The sequence below is a fragment of the Enterobacter sp. RHBSTW-00901 genome (assembly GCF_014103115.1).
Lineage (GTDB): Bacteria > Pseudomonadota > Gammaproteobacteria > Enterobacterales > Enterobacteriaceae > Enterobacter > Enterobacter cloacae_P.
On sequence record NZ_JABXPB010000001.1, the window covers coordinates 2,283,278 to 2,304,247 of the forward strand.

The 20,970-nt window shown below is 55.9% G+C and carries 11 protein-coding genes; 6 read left to right on the forward strand and 5 right to left on the reverse strand.

Translation table 11 applies throughout. From position 1 onward, the window contains the following. The first annotated feature begins 25 nt into the window (after positions 1 to 25). The 3 genes from HV318_RS11005 (at position 26) to HV318_RS11015 (ending at position 3,297) form a co-directional block, all read left to right on the forward strand. On the forward strand, positions 26 to 526 hold the full coding sequence (locus tag HV318_RS11005) for a GNAT family N-acetyltransferase (RefSeq protein WP_182272805.1): 501 nt from the start codon (positions 26 to 28) through the stop codon (positions 524 to 526). 84 nt (positions 527 to 610) lie between these two features. After that, the gene (gene ahr / locus HV318_RS11010) at positions 611 to 1,630 is read left to right on the forward strand and encodes an NADPH-dependent aldehyde reductase Ahr (protein ID WP_182272806.1); all 1,020 of its coding nucleotides are present in this window, start codon (positions 611 to 613) and stop codon (positions 1,628 to 1,630) included. Positions 1,631 to 2,154: 524 nt separating this feature from the next. Beyond that, positions 2,155 to 3,297, forward strand: a complete 1,143-nt coding sequence (locus HV318_RS11015; RefSeq protein WP_419195714.1) for an IS481 family transposase — start codon at positions 2,155 to 2,157, stop codon at positions 3,295 to 3,297. A 151-nt stretch (positions 3,298 to 3,448) separates the two neighbouring features. On the opposite strand, the gene HV318_RS11020 is transcribed toward HV318_RS11015, so the two are convergent. Beyond that, positions 3,449 to 5,095 carry a dihydroxyacetone kinase subunit DhaK gene (locus HV318_RS11020; RefSeq protein ID WP_182272807.1) on the reverse strand — a complete coding sequence of 549 codons (1,647 nt, stop codon included), beginning with the start codon at positions 5,093 to 5,095 and terminating at the stop codon, positions 3,449 to 3,451. A gap of 137 nt (positions 5,096 to 5,232) precedes the next feature. Here HV318_RS11020 and HV318_RS11025 point away from each other — a divergent pair, with 137 nt between their 5' ends. Further along, entirely contained in the window at positions 5,233 to 6,735 is a 1,503-nt protein-coding gene (locus tag HV318_RS11025) for a helicase HerA-like C-terminal domain-containing protein (RefSeq protein WP_182272808.1), read from the forward strand. Here the strand turns inward: HV318_RS11025 and mnmL are convergent. Continuing rightward, the gene (mnmL, locus tag HV318_RS11030; RefSeq protein WP_182274579.1) at positions 6,715 to 7,656 is read right to left on the reverse strand and encodes a tRNA modification radical SAM protein MnmL/YtqA; all 942 of its coding nucleotides are present in this window, start codon (positions 7,654 to 7,656) and stop codon (positions 6,715 to 6,717) included. The two genes, HV318_RS11025 and mnmL, sit on opposite strands and share 21 nt — an antisense overlap. 682 nt (positions 7,657 to 8,338) lie before the next feature. On the opposite strand from mnmL, the gene gltB reads away from it, so the two are divergent. Both gltB and gltD read left to right on the forward strand, forming a co-directional pair. Beyond that, the gene (gltB, locus tag HV318_RS11035) at positions 8,339 to 12,799 is read left to right on the forward strand and encodes a glutamate synthase large subunit (RefSeq protein ID WP_182274580.1); all 4,461 of its coding nucleotides are present in this window, start codon (positions 8,339 to 8,341) and stop codon (positions 12,797 to 12,799) included. A gap of 9 nt (positions 12,800 to 12,808) precedes the next feature. Then, a complete protein-coding gene (gene gltD / locus HV318_RS11040) occupies positions 12,809 to 14,227 on the forward strand; it encodes a glutamate synthase subunit GltD (protein WP_182272809.1) in 1,419 nt (472 codons plus the stop codon). A gap of 157 nt (positions 14,228 to 14,384) precedes the next feature. Here gltD and HV318_RS11045 read toward each other — a convergent pair whose 3' ends face one another. From HV318_RS11045 to sspA, 3 genes are all read right to left on the reverse strand, one after another. Then, entirely contained in the window at positions 14,385 to 19,127 is a 4,743-nt protein-coding gene (locus HV318_RS11045) for an autotransporter outer membrane beta-barrel domain-containing protein (protein ID WP_182272810.1), read from the reverse strand. Positions 19,128 to 19,709: 582 nt separating this feature from the next. Next, positions 19,710 to 20,201, reverse strand: a complete 492-nt coding sequence (gene sspB / locus HV318_RS11050; RefSeq protein WP_182272811.1) for a ClpXP protease specificity-enhancing factor — start codon at positions 20,199 to 20,201, stop codon at positions 19,710 to 19,712. A 5-nt stretch (positions 20,202 to 20,206) separates the two neighbouring features. Continuing rightward, the gene (sspA, locus tag HV318_RS11055) at positions 20,207 to 20,845 is read right to left on the reverse strand and encodes a stringent starvation protein SspA (protein WP_003860438.1); all 639 of its coding nucleotides are present in this window, start codon (positions 20,843 to 20,845) and stop codon (positions 20,207 to 20,209) included. Between the last annotated feature and the right edge of the window lie 125 nt (positions 20,846 to 20,970).

Below are 20,970 nucleotides of genomic sequence, written 5' to 3' on the forward strand. Positions count from 1 at the left end.
AATTGTTTTTCGATTGAGTAACAAAATGAATTCCACGCAGTCCCTTCCTACACTCCGCCGGATATCCGCCAGCGACAACCCGGCTATTGCCGCCGTTATCCGTACCGTCTCTGCGGAATACGGCCTGACCGCCGACAAAGGCTATACCGTTGCCGATCCGAATCTGGACGAGCTGTTTCAGCTTTACAGCCAGCCAGGCCATGCCTACTGGGTGATTGAATATGATGGCCAGGTGGTGGGCGGCGGCGGTGTTGCGCCACTGACGTGCAGCGAGCCGGATATTTGCGAGCTGCAAAAGATGTATTTTTTACCTGCCATACGTGGCAAGGGGCTGGCGAAAAAGCTGGCATTGACCGCCCTCGATCACGCGCGCGAACAGGGTTTTAAACGCTGTTATCTCGAAACAACCGCCTTCCTTAAGGAAGCCATTGGCCTGTATGAACATCTGGGCTTTGAGCATATTGATGCGCCGCTGGGTTGCACCGGCCACGTCGATTGCGAAGTCAGGATGCTGAAAAGTCTGTAAATTTCGTTCCCACCCTCTTCTGTTAAGCGGCCTTAAACTGAATGCTCTACACTTTTCAGTTCACACCATAACAGGGGAAACACGATGTCGAAGATAAAAAGCTACGCCGCACCGCAGGCGGGTGCAGAACTTGAACTGTACGAATACGACGCGGGCGAACTAAAAGCAGAAGACGTCGAAGTTCAGGTTGATTACTGCGGGGTCTGCCACTCCGATCTTTCGATGATCGACAACGAATGGGGCTTTTCACAGTATCCTCTGGTTGCCGGACACGAAGTTATTGGCCGTGTCGTCGCACTCGGTAGCGCCGCGCAGGATAAAGGCCTGAAGGTAGGCCAGCGCGTGGGGATCGGCTGGACGGCGCGCAGCTGTGGTCACTGCGACGCCTGTATCAGCGGCAACCAGATAAACTGCCTCGAGGGCGCAGTACCAACTATTCTGAACAAGGGCGGTTTCGCCGATAAACTGCGGGCCGACTGGCAATGGGTTATCCCACTGCCGGACAGCATTGATATTGAATCCGCAGGCCCACTACTGTGTGGTGGTATCACCGTCTTTAAACCGCTGCTGATGCACCATATCACCGCCACCAGCCGCGTGGGTGTGATTGGTATTGGCGGTCTGGGTCATATCGCCATCAAACTGCTGCATGCGATGGGCTGTGAAGTCACCGCGTTCAGCTCTAACCCGTCGAAAGAGAAAGAAGTGCTGGCGATGGGTGCAGATAAGGTCGTCAACAGCCGCGATCCGGATGCGCTGAAAGCGCTGGCAGGTCAGTTTGATCTGATCATCAACACCGTGAACGTCGATCTCGACTGGCAGCCATACTTTGAAGCACTGGCCTACGGTGGTAACTTCCACACCGTCGGTGCAGTCATGAAGCCGCTTCCGGTTCCGGCGTTTACGCTGATCGGCGGCGATCGCAGCGTGTCCGGTTCTGCGACCGGTACGCCATTCGAGTTGCGCAAACTGATGAAGTTTGCCGGACGCACCAGAGTGGCTCCAACCACCGAGCTGTACCCGATGTCAAAAATCAACGAAGCCATCCAGCATGTGCGCGACGGTAAAGCCCGTTACCGCGTGGTATTAAAAGCGGATTTCTGATGTGAATTTGCCGGGGAAATGTGCGGCCTGATGCCCTCATCCCAGCCCTCTCCCACAGGGCTGAGGGTTCCCCAGTAATTTTGTTCTTCTTAAGCAATTAAACTATTTCATTGAAATATAAGACTTATAGCGACTCCATGGTCCGGCTGAAAATCGCCGAAGCGTTTCCGTAAGGCCGGGGCGAGGCGCAGGGATGCGCCGAGAGGGCATTGCCTGCAGGGATGCAGGCTAATGCCCGACCCGAAGCCTGAAGGAATAAGCTGAGGGTACCGCGCAGCGGCGATTTTCCTGCCGGGAGCCCGGGTTGCCAGGGCGGTGGCGGTGAACCGCCCTGGCACGTTCACCTGTATCGTCGTTACAGAGTAGCAATCAACATAAAGTGAACGGAATAACCACTACTGCTTTATGTTCCCCCTCACCCCAGCCCTCTCCCTCTGTACAGTCCGGGGACATAGTGAACACTTGTTCGGGGACATGGTAGACACTTACAACTAAGGCATAAGAACCCGTTTATGGAGTCACTTATGCCCTGGGATGCGAGAGATACCATGTCATTACGTACCGAGTTTGTTTTGTTTGCCTCGCAGGACGGGGCGAACATCCGTTCCCTGTGCCGTCACTACGGCATTTCGCCTGCCACTGGCTATAAGTGGCTTCAGCGCTGGGCTCAGGAAGGCGCATCCGGCCTTCTGGACCGGCCCCGTATACCTCATCATTCCCCGAACCGCTCATCTGATGACATCACAGCTCTGCTGCGCATGGCACATGACCGTCATGAACGCTGGGGCGCACGCAAGATTAAGCGCTGGCTGGAAGACCTGGGGCACTGCATGCCCGCTTTCAGCACCGTCCATAACCTGATGGCCCGCCACGGTCTGCTGCCGGGCGTTTCACCGGGCATTCCGGCCTCAGGGCGGTTCGAACATGATGCGCCCAATCGCCTCTGGCAGATGGATTTTAAGGGACACTTTCCCTTTGGTGGTGGCCGCTGTCATCCGCTCACCCTGCTGGATGACCACTCCCGCTTTTCCCTGTGCCTGGCACACTGCACCGATGAACGGCGTGAGACCGTACAGCAGCAGCTGGTCAGCGTGTTTGAACGCTACGGTCTGCCGGACAGGATGACGATGGATAACGGAGCGCCGTGGGGCGACACCACCGGCATCTGGACGGCACTGGAGCTGTGGCTGATGCGCCTGGGTATCCGGGTGGGGCACTCCCGGCCATATCATCCGCAGACACAGGGCAAGCTGGAGCGTTTTCACCGCAGCCTGAAGGCGGAAGTGTTGCAGGGGAAGTGGTTCGCGGACAGCGGTGAACTGCAGCGTGCATTTGAACACTGGCGCACCGTCTATAACCTTGAACGACCGCACGAGGCGCTGGGTATGAACGTTCCGGCCTCCCGGTATCAGCCGTCCGCACGACAGTACAACGGCAACACAATCCCACCGGAATACGATGAGGGGGTGATGGTCAGGAAAGTCGATATCAGCGGGAAGCTGAGCGTGAAAGGAGTCAGTCTGAGCGCAGGCAAGGCGTTCAGGGGGGAACGGGTAGGGCTGAGGGAAACACAGGAAGACGGCTGTTATGACGTGTGGTGGTACAGCACGAAAGTGGGGGTGATCGACCTGAAGAAAAAATCGATCACCATAGGTAAAGGATGTTAAAAAGTGTTCACCATGTCCCCGAACACCTGTCTACCATGTCCCCGGACCGTACACCCTCAAGGGAGAGGGGGTATTCTGTGCCAACCTGTAATTTGTGGGGAACCCTCAGCCCACAGGGAGAGGGTGCAAGCACTAAAACCTGTAACGCGTGTTACCGTTTTGCTTCTGCCATTGCCTTAAACACCTCTGCAACCGCAACCGCCCCCGGATCCATCACACCGTCCAGATTATCTTTGTTCACATACGACGAACGTCCCGCGCCAGCTTTCACCATTTTCGCCGTTGCATCCGCGCCCTGCTGTGCGGCCCGCGCCGCCGCCTGAAGATCGCCCTTTTGCAGTGCCTCCAGCGCCGGTTGCAGCGCGTCGATCAAGGTGCGATCGCCGAGATCCGCCCCGCCATACTGCTTCACCTGCGCAAGCCCGCTCAGCAATGCCTGCGGCAACGACTGCCCGTCATGCCGCTTTTGTCCTGCCGCCGTGAAGAAGATCGACATTAATACGCCGCTCGATCCCCCCATCACCGTTGCCAGCCGTTCACCTACCAGTAACAGCAGCGTCGACACGTCATTAAGTGGAAGCGTGTTCTCTTCCAGACGCTGCGCAATATCCCGCGCCCCTTGCGCAAAGGTCGAACCCGTATCGCCATCACCCACTTTGGCATCCAGCGCATTGAGTCGGTTTTCCAGCGTAATCAACGTGTTTGTTACCAAAAACACATACTCGCCCACCTGCTGATTGGTCGACGGGGTATATTCCACGCGATCGTGGATCGCGCTGTGCGGGATCGTGCGCAAAGGCGCAAAAGCGACGGGTTTCTGCCAGCCCAGCGTTTCCACCTCCTCAGCGATCGCTTTTTCAAACAGATCGTTGAGCTTCAGTAGCGTCAGCGAAAAGCCCTTCATATCCAGCGCACTGACCAGCGGTGCCGGGCCAATCAGATACGCAATTGTGTCCTTCAGTGCCGAATGTGCCAGCTCTTTGGTCAGTAGCGCCATTTCAAGCGCCGACACGCCGCCGAGGTTGTTAATCAGCACCGCAAAGCGCCCCTCACCAGCCTGTGCTTTAAGTGGTGTCACCAGCGTGTCGATAATGGCTCTGCTGTTTTGCGTATCTACAACGGAAGCCCCTGGCTCACCGTGAATACCCAGCCCCAGCTCCACGTGGCCTTGTCTGATGCGTCCTTCCTCATCATCACTGCCTGGCAGGTTGCAGGTTTGCATCGCAACCCCCAGACTCCAGAGGTTATCGCAAGCCTGTTGCGCAATGTCCCGTACTTCACTCAGCGATTTCCCGTGCTCCGCCGCGTAACCTGCAATCTTATGCACCAGCGCCGCACCGGCAATACCGCGCGGCTGCTTGTTATCCGGCAGGGCGATGTCGTCCGCCACAATCACCATCTCCACCTTCAGGCCGTAACGTTTCGCCTTTTCAGCGGCCAGGCCAAAGTTAAGCCGGTCGCCGGTGTAGTTTTTCACAATCAGCAGGCAGCCACGGTCGCCCGTCACCGCCACAATGGCATTGAGCACGGCATCAACACTCGGCGAGGCGAACAGATCGCCACACACCGCCGCCGTCAGCATTCCCTTACCGACAAACCCGGCGTGCGCTGGTTCGTGGCCGGAACCACCGCCGGAGATCACCGCCACGCGGCTTTTATCCCAGTCGCTGCGTGCCACCACACGAATGGCCGGATCGATATCGAGTTTGACAAGATTCCCGTGCGGGGCAGAAATCAGAATGCCTTCAATGGCATCGTTGACCAGTTGTTTGCGGTCGTTAAAAAAGAATCTGGACATAGTTTCCCTGGATGTTGTGAACCGTATGCAAAAGCATAGTCCGCGCTGGGCAATACGCCGCAAACTCAGGAATTTACTGAGCCAAAATGCCGTCAGGTTGCCTATACTCCACCCAGGACTAAGAGAGGACGCGTATTATGAGTACACCATTGTTAATTGCCCGGACGCTGGAAAAAGAGCTGTTTTTACTGCCGGCGATGGCAAACCGCCACGGCCTGATCACCGGAGCCACCGGGACGGGGAAAACCGTCACCCTACAGAAGCTGGCTGAGTCGCTTTCAGAGATTGGCGTGCCGGTTTTTATGGCCGATGTAAAAGGCGATTTAACCGGGGTGGCTCAGGAAGGCACTGCGTCGGAAAAACTGCTTGAGCGCCTGAAAAACATTGGCATCACGGACTGGACGCCACATAACAATCCGGTGGTGGTATGGGATATCTTTGGTGAAAAAGGCCACCCGGTGCGTGCCACTGTCTCCGACCTTGGCCCTCTGTTGCTGGCTCGTCTCCTCAACCTCAACGATGTGCAGTCGGGTGTGCTGAATATTATCTTCCGCATTGCCGACGACCAGGGACTGCTGCTGCTCGATTTCAAAGATCTGCGTGCCATTACGCAATACATCGGCGACAACGCCAAATCTTTCCAGAACCAGTACGGCAATATCAGCAGCGCCTCAGTGGGGGCTATCCAGCGTGGTTTACTGACGCTGGAGCAACAAGGTGCCGAACATTTCTTCGGTGAACCGATGCTGGATATCAAAGACTGGATGCGTACCGACAGCAACGGCAAAGGCATCATCAATATTCTGAGCTCAGAGAAGCTCTACCAGATGCCAAAACTCTATGCGGCAAGCCTGCTATGGATGCTCTCTGAGCTCTACGAACAATTGCCAGAAGCGGGCGATCTTGAGAAGCCAAAGCTGGTGTTCTTCTTTGACGAAGCGCATCTGCTGTTTAACGATGCACCCCAGGTGCTGCTGGATAAAATTGAACAGGTTATCCGCCTGATCCGCTCCAAAGGCGTCGGCGTCTGGTTTGTTTCGCAGAATCCGTCGGATATCCCGGATAACGTGCTGGGGCAGCTCGGTAACCGCGTGCAGCACGCCCTGCGCGCCTTTACGCCAAAAGATCAGAAAGCCGTTAAGGCCGCCGCACAAACCATGCGCGCCAATCCGGCGTTTGATACCGAAGCCGCCATCCAGGCGTTAGGCACCGGTGAAGCGCTGATTTCCTTCCTGGATGCGAAGGGCAGTCCGTCCGTGGTGGAACGCGCGATGGTGATTGCGCCCTGCTCACGGATGGGGCCAGTGACTGACGACGAACGCAACGGGCTGATTAACCACTCGCCCGTTTACGGTAAATACGAAGATGAAGTGGATCGAGAATCCGCATTCGAGATGCTGCAAAAAGGGGTACAGACGGCCACGGAATCACAGGATGCTCCCGCCGCCAAAGGCCAGTCCGCTGGCGTGGATGACGGCATTCTGGGTGGGCTGAAAGATATCCTGTTTGGCAGCACCGGGCCGCGCGGCGGTAAGCGTGATGGCGTCGTGCAGACAATGGCGAAAAGCGCGGCGCGGCAGGTGACCAATCAGATTGTACGCGGCATGCTGGGGAGCCTGTTAGGCGGTCGCCGCCGCTAAGCGGGGAACCCACGGGCGACCAAGTGCCGAGCCCTGCACGCCGTGCTCGTGCAGATAGCGGTCAATTTCCACCATCCCCGTCCAGCGGTTCTCGCACCAGAGCGGTGCCAGAAGCGTTGGGCGGCGGGCGCTGGCGGAAATGCGGTGGTAAATAATCTCCGGTGGCGTATGGCGAATCATCTCCCCCGCCGTCACCGTATACTCGTCAAGTTCAATACCGTTTAACCGCCCGGCTTCCCAGGCTTTGGCCATAATGCTGCCCTTCACAATATGCAGCGGATGCAGTTTGATCCCGTCCACGCCAGTCTCAACCACCTTTTCCAGCGTCTCCAGACCGTGCTGTTGCCCTTCGCCGGGCAACCCCACAATCAGATGCGAACAAACTTTCAGACCGCGCTCGCGCGCCAGGCGCGTGGTGCGCTGGTAACAGGCGAAATCATGTCCACGGTTGATACGGTGCAGGGTCTTGTCGTGCGCCGTTTGCAAGCCCAGCTCCAGCCAGATCTCATACCCCTGCTCTTTGTATTCGCTGAGCAGATCCAGCACCGCGTCCGGGACACAGTCCGGACGAGTACCGACACACAAGCCAACAATACTGGCCTGGCTGACGGCCTGCTGATACATCGAGCGGAGCACCTGAACTTCCGCCCAGGTGCTGGTGTAGGCCTGGAAATAGGCCAGATACTGCTTTGCACGGTTCACCCGACTTGCCTGATGAGCAAGCTGTTCCGCAATGGAATTGTGCTGCTGTGCTTCATCAGCAAACGAGGCGACGTTACAGAATGTGCAGCCACCGCGCCCGATAGTGCCATCGCGATTCGGGCAGCTAAAACCACCGTGCAGCGTCAGCTTGTGAACCTTTTGCCCATAGCGCTGCAAAAGATCCCCACCAAACATATTGACTAATTTCTGTAACTGCATAATCTGATAGACCGTCCCGAAGAAAGGGGACAAGCCTGCCATTTTTAGCCTCTGTCGGCGATGACCTGGATCAATCGCCCTGGGCTGCCTTTATCTATCTGAATAAATAATCAGGATTACTGCAATTTCATTCACGCCAGGCGTGATTACTTTTCCTTATGTTCTGATGGTTTTTTTCATTTGCAGCGTCAACACTGAAAAACAGTGTCTTTATGCGGGTTTGCGACCAGTACCAGATTATTATTCTGCTAAAAAAATGTTATTCAGCACGGTACATTGCTAATACCGCTTTCATATAGTGAGTCAGATCACACTCCACGATGCCTTGCCGGGGCGTTTAGTTGTTGTAAAAATAGTTAAATGCCATTTAAATACAACAACATAACCACTCTTTAGCACATTTTTGTATAAATAAGATTGCCATTTGACCTGTGTACCAATTCCCGATAAGTTGGAAATCCGCTGGAAGCTTTCTGGATGAGCGGCCTGCTCATCATATTTATGCAGTAATTGAGATTCCCTCTGAAGCAAGTCCTCAAACTTGTTTACCTGCGCGAAAGGATGAAAAAGAGGGCGAATGCGAGGTACGCGTATGAAGCGCAAACCCCGTCGCCATGCTCTTTCTGTGCCTGTGCGCCACGGTTCAGTGGGAAGCCCGACGAGCCTGGGGAGGTTCACTGATATGTTGTACGATAAATCCCTTGAGAAGGATAACTGTGGTTTCGGCCTGATCGCCCACATAGAAGGCGAACCTAGCCACAAGGTAGTGCGTACCGCCATTCACGCACTGGCCCGTATGCAGCACCGTGGAGCCATCCTTGCCGATGGTAAGACCGGCGACGGTTGCGGTCTGCTGCTGCAAAAACCCGATCGTTTCTTCCGTATCGTTGCGGAAGAGCGCGGCTGGCGTTTAGCCAAAAACTACGCTGTCGGTATGCTGTTCCTGAACCAGGATCCTGAAAAAGCTACCGCCTCACGCCGCATCGTCGAAGAAGAACTTCAACGTGAAACCCTGTCTATTGTCGGCTGGCGCGATGTGCCAACCAACGAAGGGGTGCTCGGTGAAATCGCCCTCTCCTCGCTGCCTCGTATTGAACAGATTTTCGTCAACGCGCCTGCGGGCTGGCGTCCACGTGATATGGAACGCCGTCTGTTTATCGCCCGCCGTCGCATTGAAAAGCGTCTTCAGGAAGATAAAGAGTTCTACGTCTGTAGCCTCTCTAACCTGGTGAACATCTATAAAGGTCTGTGTATGCCGGCTGACCTGCCGCGCTTCTACCTGGACCTGGCGGATCTGCGTCTGGAATCGGCCATTTGCCTGTTCCACCAGCGCTTCTCCACCAACACCGTACCACGCTGGCCACTGGCTCAGCCGTTCCGCTACCTGGCGCACAACGGCGAGATCAACACCATCACAGGTAACCGCCAGTGGGCACGCGCCCGTACCTATAAGTTCCAGACACCGCTGATCCCTGACCTGCACGACGCAGCGCCGTTCGTCAACGAAACCGGCTCTGACTCCAGCTCAATGGATAACATGCTGGAACTGCTGCTGGCAGGCGGTATGGATATCGTTCGCGCCATGCGTCTGCTTGTGCCACCAGCCTGGCAGAACAACCCGGATATGGATCCAGAGCTGCGCGCGTTCTTTGACTTTAACTCCATGCATATGGAGCCGTGGGACGGCCCGGCGGGCATCGTGATGTCCGACGGTCGTTTTGCTGCCTGTAACCTGGACCGTAACGGTCTGCGTCCGGCGCGCTACGTCATCACCAAAGATAAGCTCATCACCTGTGCCTCCGAAGTGGGTATCTGGGATTACCAGCCTGACGAAGTGGTCGAAAAAGGTCGCGTCGGCCCTGGCGAACTGATGGTTATCGACACCCGTGGCGGGCGCATTCTGCACTCCGCTGAGACCGATAACGATCTGAAAAGCCGCCATCCGTACAAAGAGTGGATGGAGAAAAACGTTCGTCGCCTCGTGCCGTTCGAAGATTTGTCGGATGAAGATGTTGGCAGCCGCGAAATGGACGATGACACCCTCGCGAGCTTCCAGAAACAGTTTAACTACAGCGCCGAAGAGCTGGACTCGGTTATCCGCGTGCTCGGCGAAAACGGCCAGGAAGCGGTCGGCTCAATGGGTGATGACACCCCGTTTGCCGTGCTCTCCAGCCAGCCTCGCATCATTTATGACTACTTCCGCCAGCAGTTTGCGCAGGTAACCAACCCGCCAATCGATCCGCTGCGTGAAGCACACGTGATGTCGCTGGCGACCAGCATTGGCCGTGAGATGAACGTCTTCTGTGAAGCGGAAGGCCAGGCACACCGTCTGACCTTTAAATCACCGATCCTGCTGTACTCCGATTTCAAACAGCTCACCACCATGAAAGAGGAGCACTACCGCGCTGACACGCTCGATATCACTTTCGACGTGACCGAAGCGACTCTCGAAGAGACGGTGAGTGCGCTGTGTGACAAAGCTGAACTGATGGTGCGTAACGGTACCGTTCTGCTGGTGCTGTCTGACCGTAATATCGCGAAAAACCGTCTCCCGGTACCTGCGCCAATGGCGGTGGGTGCGATTCAGACGCGTCTGGTCGATAAGAGCCTGCGCTGCGACGCCAACATCATTGTGGAAACCGCAAGCGCCCGCGATCCGCACCACTTTGCCGTGCTGTTAGGCTTTGGTGCAACGGCGATCTACCCGTACCTGGCTTACGAAACGCTGGCTCGTCTGGTCGACACCCGCGCGATTGAAAAAGAGTACCGTGCTGTGATGCTGAACTACCGTAACGGCATCAACAAAGGTCTGTACAAGATCATGTCCAAAATGGGCATCTCGACAATTGCATCTTACCGCTGTTCGAAGCTGTTTGAAGCGGTCGGTCTGCACGACGATGTTGCTAACCTCTGCTTCCAGGGCGTGATCAGCCGCATCGGCGGTGCCGGTTTTGCTGACTTCCAGCAGGATCTGGTGAATCTGTCGAAACGCGCCTGGCTGGCACGTAAGCCGCTGGATCAAGGCGGTCTGCTGAAATACGTTCACGGTGGCGAATACCACGCCTATAACCCGGACGTGGTGCGCACGCTGCAACAGGCTGTTCAGAGCGGTGAGTACAGTGATTATCAGCAGTATGCTGAACTGGTCAACAACCGTCCGGCAGCCACCCTGCGCGATCTGCTGGCACTGAACCCGGGTGATGATGCGGTCAGTATCGACGACGTTGAACCTGCGTCCGATCTGTTCAAGCGTTTCGACACCGCAGCGATGTCTATCGGCGCGCTGAGCCCGGAAGCCCACGAAGCGCTGGCCGAAGCCATGAACAGCATCGGCGGTAACTCGAACTCCGGCGAAGGCGGTGAAGATCCTGCCCGTTACGGCACCAATAAAGTGTCCCGTATTAAGCAGGTGGCATCCGGTCGCTTTGGCGTGACGCCAGCGTACCTGGTCAACGCCGACGTGATTCAGATTAAAGTCGCTCAGGGTGCAAAACCGGGCGAAGGCGGTCAGTTACCGGGTGACAAAGTGACCCCGTACATCGCCAAACTGCGCTACTCGGTACCGGGCGTGACGTTGATCTCCCCGCCGCCGCACCACGATATTTACTCTATCGAGGATTTGGCGCAGCTGATTTTCGACCTGAAACAGGTCAACCCGAAAGCGATGATCTCCGTGAAGCTGGTTTCCGAACCGGGTGTCGGCACCATCGCAACCGGCGTGGCGAAAGCCTACGCTGACCTGATCACCATCGCCGGTTACGACGGTGGTACCGGGGCAAGCCCACTCTCCTCCGTGAAATACGCGGGCTGTCCGTGGGAGCTGGGGCTGGTGGAAACCCAGCAGGCGCTGGTCGCTAACGGTCTGCGTCACAAGATCCGTCTGCAGGTGGATGGTGGCCTGAAAACTGGCCTCGACATCATCAAAGCGGCGATCCTGGGTGCGGAAAGCTTTGGCTTCGGTACCGGCCCGATGGTTGCGCTCGGCTGTAAATACCTGCGTATTTGCCACCTGAACAACTGCGCAACCGGTGTTGCTACCCAGGACGAGAAGCTGCGTAAGAATCACTATCACGGCCTGCCGTTCAAAGTGACGAACTACTTTGACTTCATCGCCCGTGAAACCCGTGAGCTGATGGCGCAGCTGGGCGTGAAACGCCTGGTGGATCTGATTGGCCGTACTGACCTGCTGAAAGAGCTGGAAGGCTTCACCGCCAAACAGCAGAAGCTGGAGCTGTCTAAGTTGCTGGAAACCGCACAGCCGCATGCTGGCAAAGCGGTCTACTGCACCGAGAACAACCCGCCGTTCGACAACGGCGTGCTGAACGCGCAGTTGCTGCAGCAGGCGAAATCGTACGTGGATGAGAAACAGAGCAAAACGTTCTGGTTTGATATCCGCAACACCGACCGTTCTGTTGGCGCATCGCTCTCCGGTTACATCGCGCAAACGCACGGCGACCAGGGTCTGGCAGCCGATCCGATTACCGCACACTTCAGCGGTACCGCGGGTCAGAGCTTCGGCGTGTGGAACGCCGGTGGCGTTGAGCTGTACCTGACTGGCGATGCCAACGACTACGTCGGTAAAGGCATGGCGGGTGGTTTGCTGGCGGTGCGTCCTCCGGTGGGTTCTGCCTTCCGCAGCCACGAGGCGAGCATCATTGGTAACACCTGTCTGTACGGTGCGACTGGCGGTCGTCTGTTTGCAGCGGGTCGTGCGGGTGAGCGTTTTGCAGTGCGTAACTCCGGTGCCATCACCGTAGTGGAAGGCATTGGCGATAACGGCTGTGAATATATGACGGGCGGGATTGTTTGCGTAATGGGTAAAACCGGCGTGAACTTCGGCGCAGGCATGACAGGCGGTTTTGCTTACGTCCTGGATGAAGACGGTGAGTTCCGCAAACGCGTGAACCCGGAACTGGTGGAAGTGCTGGATGTTGAATCGCTTGCCATCCACGAAGAACACCTGCGCGGTTTGATTACCGAACACGTGCAGCATACCGGTTCTTCGCGCGGCGAAGAGATCCTGGCGAACTGGCCAGCGTTCTCTGCGAAATTCGCGCTGGTTAAACCGAAGTCCAGCGATGTTAAAGCACTGTTGGGTCACCGTAGTCGTAGCGCAGCAGAGCTGCGTGTGCAGGCGCAGTAAGGGGTAGCAATGAGTCAGAACGTATACCAGTTTATCGACCTGCAGCGTGTTGATCCGCCAAAGAAACCGCTGAAGATCCGTAAAATTGAATTTGTGGAAATCTACGAGCCGTTTTCAGAAGGCCAGGCCAAAGCACAGGCAGACCGCTGCCTGTCCTGCGGTAACCCTTACTGTGAATGGAAATGCCCGGTGCACAACTACATCCCGAACTGGCTGAAACTCGCCAACGAAGGACGTATTTTTGAAGCCGCCGAGCTGTCTCACCAGACCAACACCCTGCCGGAAGTGTGCGGCCGTGTGTGTCCTCAGGATCGTCTGTGTGAAGGTTCCTGTACGCTGAACGACGAGTTTGGCGCGGTGACTATCGGTAACATCGAGCGCTATATCAACGATAAAGCGTTCGAGATGGGCTGGCGTCCGGATATGACCGGCGTGAAGCAAACCGACAAACGCGTGGCGATCATCGGTGCGGGCCCGGCAGGTCTGGCCTGTGCAGACGTTCTGACCCGTAACGGCGTGAAGGCGGTGGTCTTTGACCGTCACCCGGAAATCGGCGGTCTGCTGACCTTCGGTATCCCGGCCTTCAAGCTGGAAAAAGAGGTTATGACTCGCCGCCGTGAAATCTTCACCGGTATGGGCATTGAGTTCAAACTGAATGTGGAAGTGGGCCGCGATGTGCAGCTCGACGATCTGCTGAAGGACTACGACGCCGTGTTCCTGGGCGTAGGGACCTATCAGTCCATGCGCGGTGGTCTGGAAAACGAAGATGCGCCAGGTGTTTACGACGCTCTGCCGTTCCTGATTGCTAACACCAAGCAGATTATGGGCTACGGCGAAACCGCCGATGAGCCTTACGTCAGCATGGAAGGCAAACGCGTGGTGGTGCTGGGTGGCGGTGATACCGCGATGGACTGCGTGCGTACCTCCATTCGTCAGAATGCAACGCACGTCATCTGTGCCTATCGTCGTGACGAAGAGAACATGCCGGGCTCTAAACGCGAAGTGAAAAACGCGCGTGAAGAGGGCGTGGAGTTCCAGTTCAACATCCAGCCGCTGGGTATTGAAGTGAATGCCAACGGCAAAGTGAGCGGCGTGAAGATGGCGCGCACAGAAATGGGTGCGCCAGATGCGAAAGGCCGTCGTCGTGCGGAGATCGTTGCCGGTTCCGAGCATGTGATCCCGGCTGATGCCGTTGTCATGGCGTTCGGCTTCCGCCCTCACAGCATGGAGTGGCTGGCGAAGCACAGCGTTGAGCTGGATTCTCAGGGCCGCGTGATTGCGCCGGAAGGCAGCGACAACGCGTTCCAGACCAGCAACCCGAAAATCTTCGCCGGTGGTGATATCGTTCGCGGTTCTGACCTGGTGGTGACGGCAATTGCCGAAGGCCGCAAGGCCGCTGACGGGATTATGAACTTCCTGGAAGTGTAATACCTTTCTGACTCCCCAGTCCTGGAGCCACATTCAGGGATGGGGAGTCTGTTCTACTCCCCCGCTTTTCATATCGCCTCTGTCACGGCAGGATGGTCCGAAAGTCTGGATAGCCAGGCCGCCTGTCCCACCGGCGACCTGTATTACACGACTTGCGTTACCAGTTATAGCGCACGTTTAGACTGCCGTTTAGATCGCTGTAGTCATTATTCCCTTTCTGACCCATCACCTGCCCTGTCACGCTCCACTGGCTGTTCAGGTTGGCTTTAATGCCCACTTTCAGCTCAGCGCGGTTAGCTGGAATATCCTGATCCACGCTCATGTCGTTGAACGACACGCTGGTGTCATCGCTGGTGTACAACCAGTTGGCTTCCATAAATGGCTGAATGACTGACCCTTTACTGTTGTGCAGTTTACCGTCGACACGCAGGCCGAGGCGCGTGTTCCAGCTGTTGCTGTCCTGGTCGTCGATGCGCGTACCGCTGTGGTCAGTGAGGCTGTCGGCGCTGTAATGTTGCCACGTTGCCTGTGCTTGTGGCGTCAGGCTGACGGTGTTGCCGTTTTGTAGCGCGGTATCGTAGCGGTAGCCGGTTTCCAGCGAGATGGCACTGGCGCTGGAGTCGTAATCCTCCGAACCAATACCGTCGTTATCAACACTGTTGTTGTAGAAGCCGTACTGATACCAGCTATCCACATACATCCCGCTATGATTTTTCGCATCCGCAAACCAGGTGGCATAAACACCCAGGTTATAGCCATCGGTATGGCCTTTAGCGGAGAACTGGCTGCCGTCCGCGCCTTTGTTACCGGTGCTGTCGGTGTCGGCGTTGACATAGCTGCCCATCCCCCCAACGGCCAGGCTCTGCTCACCGTTGCTCCAGGTCAGGACGTCACCGCCAAGCTGGAACTGGGAGTAGTTATTGTTGATATCAACATTACCGTCCGCCGCCTGCGAGTCCGAGGTACCGGCCTTAAAGCGCATCCAGACGCTACCGTCTTCGTTGTGGTACTGGCTGCCTTCGCGGTCGTAGAGCGTCTGCATTTGCAGGTTACGCACCATCCACTGGTTGCCAAGGTAAGCACCAATGTCGGCACGGTACTGTGGCGTGACGTCGCCACCATCACCACCGTCATCCGATGGGGTCGGTGTTAACGTTGTCGAGTTCAGATACCAGTTACCGTCGTCATGCTGGTAAAGGCGGTATTCATACGCGCTCATCATCACGCGCCCCTGCATCTGGAAACTGGCGTCATTGCCGCTGCCGCCAACGCTGGTACCGCCAACGTCAATCACTTCAATGCCGTTAGTGGTCGCCATACCCGTGTCACCGGAATTGGTGGGGGTAAATGTCACCGCCGTGGTACCGGAAACATCGCCGGAAATCACGAGTTTGTCCGTCGTAGAATTGTCATCACCCATATAGGTGTTCATGTACAGGCTACCGCCGGTACTCCTGTAGTCGCCGTTGATGGTCAGGGTGTGCCCCGTTTCACCGTTCTGACTCATGGCGATGCTGCCACTGTTATTGACGTTACCGTTGACCGTGCCCGTGCCACCGAACGTCGCGCCGGAGGCAACGTTCACGTTCTGGGTGCTGCTCGTCGCACCAATCACGCCGGTATCGGTAAGCCACAACGTGCCGTCATTGACATGAGTATCGCCTTTATAGGTGTTTTCCGCACTCAGAACGAGGGTGCCCTTGCCTGCTTTGGTCAGGGTTTTGCCGTCCCAGTTTGCGTTACCCGTCTGGTCAGACAGTACACTGGTCACTTCAAAGGTTTTACCGGCATCCAGGGTAAAAGTGCCGTGCGCCGGGGTCGCCGAGGTGGTGGTAGCATTCCAGCTTAACGCTTGCGTCAGCAGGTATTGCGAATCATCGTCAGGGTTAATCATGCCACTGACGGTCAGGTAATCCGGTGAGTTCGTAAGATCCATCGACAGGCTGGTAAAGTCGCCGCCGATCGCGTTGTCCATATCCATCAGGGTGATGGTTTCCAGATGCGCATCGGAACTGATGTCCTTCATGCCAGCACCACCCACCTGTAGCGTGCCATCCAGTGTGGCGCTATCACCGATGATCAATGGCTGCTGTGCCGATGTGCTGCCAAGCTCGACGTCCAGCGTACTGCCGCTCTGCTGTGTCAGCGTGCCGCTGCCAAGATCCAGCGAGGTGCCCGCCGCCAGCGTCGTCGTGGCACCGGTATCGGTGGTGATGCCGCCAGTGGCGTTGATCGTATCGCCCGCGTCCAGCACCAGACTGGCGTGGTTTGTCACCTCGCCCGTCCCCAACGCATTGACGCTGGCTGCCGTCAGCGTGCCGTCGTTGATGTCGGTACCGCCGCTATAGCTGTTATTGCCTGAGAGGATTAATTCTCCGCCGCCCTCTTTGGTGAGCGTTTTGCCATCCCAACCGGTGGTGCTGCTGGGGTCAAGTGAGCTGTCAACGTCTGCCAGGTCGGCGGCGACGTTAAAGCTGCCGTCCGGGTTGCTTAACGTAAAGGTACCGTTGGCATCGGTGGCCGCACCGTCACGATCGGCGTACCAGGAGAGGGAAGCCGCCAGCTGATACTGCGAGCTGTCGCTGGCATTGATGCGACCATCCACGGTCAGGAAGTCGACCTCTTTTGCGTCAATTCCGGCAATGGTCAGGTTATCAAAATCGCCGCTGATGGCGCTGTTAGCATCAATCAGGGTGAACGTATTCGGGTTATTTTGCAGCGGGTCAGTGACATTACCAATGCCGGTGATGTTCAGTGAGCCGTCCAGGTTAGCGCTGCCAGCGGTGATGATCGGGCTGCTGGCACTGGCACCCAGGTCGATATTGAGCGTGCTACCGTCCTGCTGTGTGAACGCGCTGCTGCCAAGATCCAGCGTTGTCCCCGCTGCCAGCGTCGTCGTCGCACCGGTATAGGTGGTGATACCGCCAGTGACATTGACAGTATCGCCCGCGCCCAGCACCAGGGTAGCGTGGTTTGCCACCGCCCCCGTCCCCAGCGCATTGGCGCTGGCTGCCGTCAGCGTACCGCCATTGATTGTCGTGCCGCCGGTGTAGGTGTTATTGCCGGCGAGGGTCAGCGCGCCGTCGCCCTCTTTGGTCAGGGTTTTACCGTCCCAGTTTGCGTTACCCGTCTGGTTAGCCAGCGTCCCCGTGACCGTAAAAGTGTCGCCCGCATCCAGCGTGAAGTTGCCGGAGGCCCCGGAGGCGCTATGCGTACCGTCTGCATACCATGTCAGGCCCATGTTCAGCGTATATTGGGTGTTGTCAGTGGGGTTGATACCTGTGCTGTAGGTGAGATAGTCCGGCGTGGCTGCCGCGGCGTCGATTGTGACGCTATCAAAATCACCGACAATCGCATTCTGCGCGTCGATAATAATCGCCATCGCACCCAGTTCGGTATCAGAGGTGTAGGTCTGCGGTGACGGGGTCGAATGGATATACAGCGTGCCGTCAAGCGCGGCATCTTTGGTGGTGATCAGCGGAATGGTGGCATCTGTCTGGGCGATGTTGAGCACACTGGTGCTTTGCAACGTCAAACCGTTGGTGATGGCCAGCGTATTGCCACCCATAGTAATGGTGCCAGCGTTATCCAGCGAGCCGAGAGTGTCGGCGATGGTGTCGTCAGCCATGGTCCACGTACTGCTGTCATCAAGCGAGAGGCGACTGCCCGACGCCGTGACGCTGCCGTTTTTTATCGTGGAACCGTTGAAGTCCAGGGTGGATGCCGTTTTGCCTGCGACAATGTTGCCATCAAATGTAGAGTCGGAAGCATTGATAGCCACGTCGCTGTCCAGTTGAAGGGCGGTCGGCGCGGTAAACGTACTGTTGCCGTCTATTATGATGGCGTCGTTATTGGTCAGGGTGGCACCGCTGACAACATGCAGCGCTGCGGCAGCACTGGAGTTGACCGTCGCACCATGGACTTTCAGTGTGTTATTTTGCCCGGTGACCTGGATTGCATCATTATCGGCAGTGATGTTCGACGTGGCGGAACCGGTAATGTTAGCCGTTGATCCCTTAACAACAATGCCAATGCCGTTAGATGTTACAGTGGAATCGGTAATATTGACCGTACTCGCGCCAGCAAATATGGTGGTTGCGGAAGCGGTGGTGACTGTGCTGCCGGACATATCCAGAGTGGAGCCCTCGATCACGCTTATCTGATTCGCCCCCAACTGGAGGTTGCTACCGTTCTCTATAATCAGGTGACTACCCTGCTGCACATAGATAGATTGTGCGTTGGGTATGTACCCGGAGTAGGTGCCTGCTGTTGCTGTCACGTCGACGCTGTCCAGCGTCAGCTTTGACTGAGTCTGCAGCGCAATCAATAGATAGTTGCCATTACCTGACACTTCGCCACCATGAAGTTCTGCCTGACCGCCCATATCCAGGTAGAGCGCTGAGGTATATTCCCCGTCAGCCTCCACGGTGGCGTCGTAAAGAGTAAGCTGGGCACCGTTATTCACTTCAATTGCGGGGGAGATCGCGTAATTGCCACCCTGCTCACTGCCACCACCATTTGTTGTAATGGTAATAGCACTCCCTTCTTCGTTACTGGCGGAAACGCCGAGGCCCGAAACATACAGCGCGCTGCCGTGATCCTTTGATGAGTAGTCAATGGTGGCGCTGGTGATGGCGTTCTCGCCAACGGAGGTATACTCTTCCGTATTCCCGGCCATGGCAAACGGGCTGGAAACACCGAGCGCGGCGATCAGCGCCTGAGCCAGCAAAGTGCGTTTTGCTTTCAGCGCCGGCTGTGCTTCAGGTTGTGTATCCGGGGAGGTTTTTATATTGTTGACGCCTGCCTGCGTTTTAAGTTTACTGTCACCACACGCCAGCTCTGAAGTAACAACGTACATATTCCGCACGGCACTCCAGACAATACTGTAGATTTTATTCATATGTTACATCCATTAACATTGATATTAACTGCAGGATGATGATTCACCTTGCAATGATAATTAATAGCTCATCAGACCGACGAGGATTGAATACTGAAAGCGTTATAGGTTACGGTAAAAAAATAGCTGTATTAGCCTGCTGACGTTACCCGCTATAGTTCACGGTTCACACCGAACCGATCGTTGCCGGTGCCACTGGCAAGCGGTTTGATGCCAGTTGCCCTCTCGTCGTAACCGTCTACACGAGCCGTGGTTTCGTTTGCATATATCCCCTGGCTCACGGATGATGATTATCCCTTGGTGAGCCCGCTGCCAGTATAATCGGGAAATAATATCTATTATTGAGAAATAAGAGTGTAATAACGATTTTCAGAATTTATAAAGATGACCGGAATAGAAAACTTATCAATGTTATTTTCAAAACAAAAAATAAAACAGAATAAAACAAAGCAAAATGCATTCACCAAATAAATAGTTTTATCTAAATAATAGCAATGTTACCTCTGTTACAACGTTTATGCCGTTTGGGGGATTTTGGAATACCACCCACAAAAAAGGCCCTTTCGGGCCTTTTTAAGTAATCTATTTCACCACTCGCAACGCGGGGCGTCCACCACGAGGTGGCGACGGAGGCGTATCATCGCCATCATCGCCATCGTCACTTCCCGGCTTATTGCCATCAATGACAGACATCACGGGTTCACCTTCAGCGCTGTCGTCATTCAGGCTGGCAACATCCTCGTCGTATGCCGCTTCCGGCTCGAACATGGTACCTGCGCCGTTTTCACGTGCGTAAATAGCCAGCACAGCAGCCAGCGGGACAGAAACCTGGCGTGGCACGCCGCCAAAGCGTGCATTAAAGCGCACTTCGTCATTTGCCAGCTCCAGGTTACCCACCGCACGTGGCGCAATGTTCAGCACGATCTGCCCGTCACGCGCGTATTCCATTGGAACCTGCACGCCCGGCAACGTCACATCCACCACCAGGTGCGGCGTGAGCTGGTTATCCAGCAGCCATTCATAGAAGGCGCGCAGCAGATACGGACGGCGTGGAGAAAGTTGTGACATTTCCACAGTCATTAGCCTCGGCCGAGACGCATTTCACGTTCCGGTTCAGTTAAAGATGCCAGGAAAGAGTCGCGTTCAAATACGCGAGTCATATAGCCTTTCAGCTCTTTCGCACCCGGGCCGCTGAACTCAACGCCCAGCGTTGGCAGACGCCACAGCAGAGGAGCCAGGTAGCAATCCACCAGGCTGAACTCATCGCTCAGGAAGAAAGGCTTCTGACCAAACACGGGCGCAATCGCCAGCAGCTCTTCACGCAGTTGTTTACGTGCAGCATCCGCTTCAGAGGAGGAACCGTTGACGATAACGTTCATCAGCGAGTACCAGTCTTTCTCGATACGTTGCATGTACAGGCGGCTTTCACCACGCGCAACCGGGTAAACAGGCATCAGTGGCGGATGCGGGAAACGCTCATCAAGATATTCCATAATGATGCGGGATTCCCACAGGGTCAGCTCACGATCTACCAGCGTCGGTACGCTTTGGCTCGGGTTGAGATCGATCAGATCCTGAGGTGGGTTATCCTTTTCCACATGCTCGATCTCAAAACTGACACCCTTCTCGGCCAGCACGATACGAACCTGATGGCTATAAATGTCAGTAGGACCAGAAAACAGCGTCATTACCGAACGTTTGTTGGCAGCGACAGCCATGAAAACCTCCAGGTATATTCAGAATTTTTACTGCTACCAGCCCCAACAGGGCCAGCCAGATGTTGTATCGCCCATCCCAGGGAAAACACATTGTTCAAGAATCGAACAAAAATCGAGTATTCACC

What these genes read in the sequence shown, in the direction of transcription:
- ahr (WP_182272806.1), top strand. Translation starts at nt 611, where the DNA reads ATGTCGAAGATAAAAAGCTACGCCGCACCGCAGGCGGGTGCAGAACTT.
- sspA (WP_003860438.1), bottom strand. Translation starts at nt 20,845, where the DNA reads ATGGCTGTCGCTGCCAACAAACGTTCGGTAATGACGCTGTTTTCTGGT.
- HV318_RS11005 (WP_182272805.1), top strand. Translation starts at nt 26, where the DNA reads ATGAATTCCACGCAGTCCCTTCCTACACTCCGCCGGATATCCGCCAGC.
- gltB (WP_182274580.1), top strand. Translation starts at nt 8,339, where the DNA reads ATGTTGTACGATAAATCCCTTGAGAAGGATAACTGTGGTTTCGGCCTG.
- HV318_RS11045 (WP_182272810.1), bottom strand. Translation starts at nt 19,127, where the DNA reads ATGAATAAAATCTACAGTATTGTCTGGAGTGCCGTGCGGAATATGTAC.
- HV318_RS11020 (WP_182272807.1), bottom strand. Translation starts at nt 5,095, where the DNA reads ATGTCCAGATTCTTTTTTAACGACCGCAAACAACTGGTCAACGATGCC.
- HV318_RS11015 (WP_419195714.1), top strand. Translation starts at nt 2,155, where the DNA reads ATGCCCTGGGATGCGAGAGATACCATGTCATTACGTACCGAGTTTGTT.
- mnmL (WP_182274579.1), bottom strand. Translation starts at nt 7,656, where the DNA reads ATGCAGTTACAGAAATTAGTCAATATGTTTGGTGGGGATCTTTTGCAG.
- HV318_RS11025 (WP_182272808.1), top strand. Translation starts at nt 5,233, where the DNA reads ATGAGTACACCATTGTTAATTGCCCGGACGCTGGAAAAAGAGCTGTTT.
- gltD (WP_182272809.1), top strand. Translation starts at nt 12,809, where the DNA reads ATGAGTCAGAACGTATACCAGTTTATCGACCTGCAGCGTGTTGATCCG.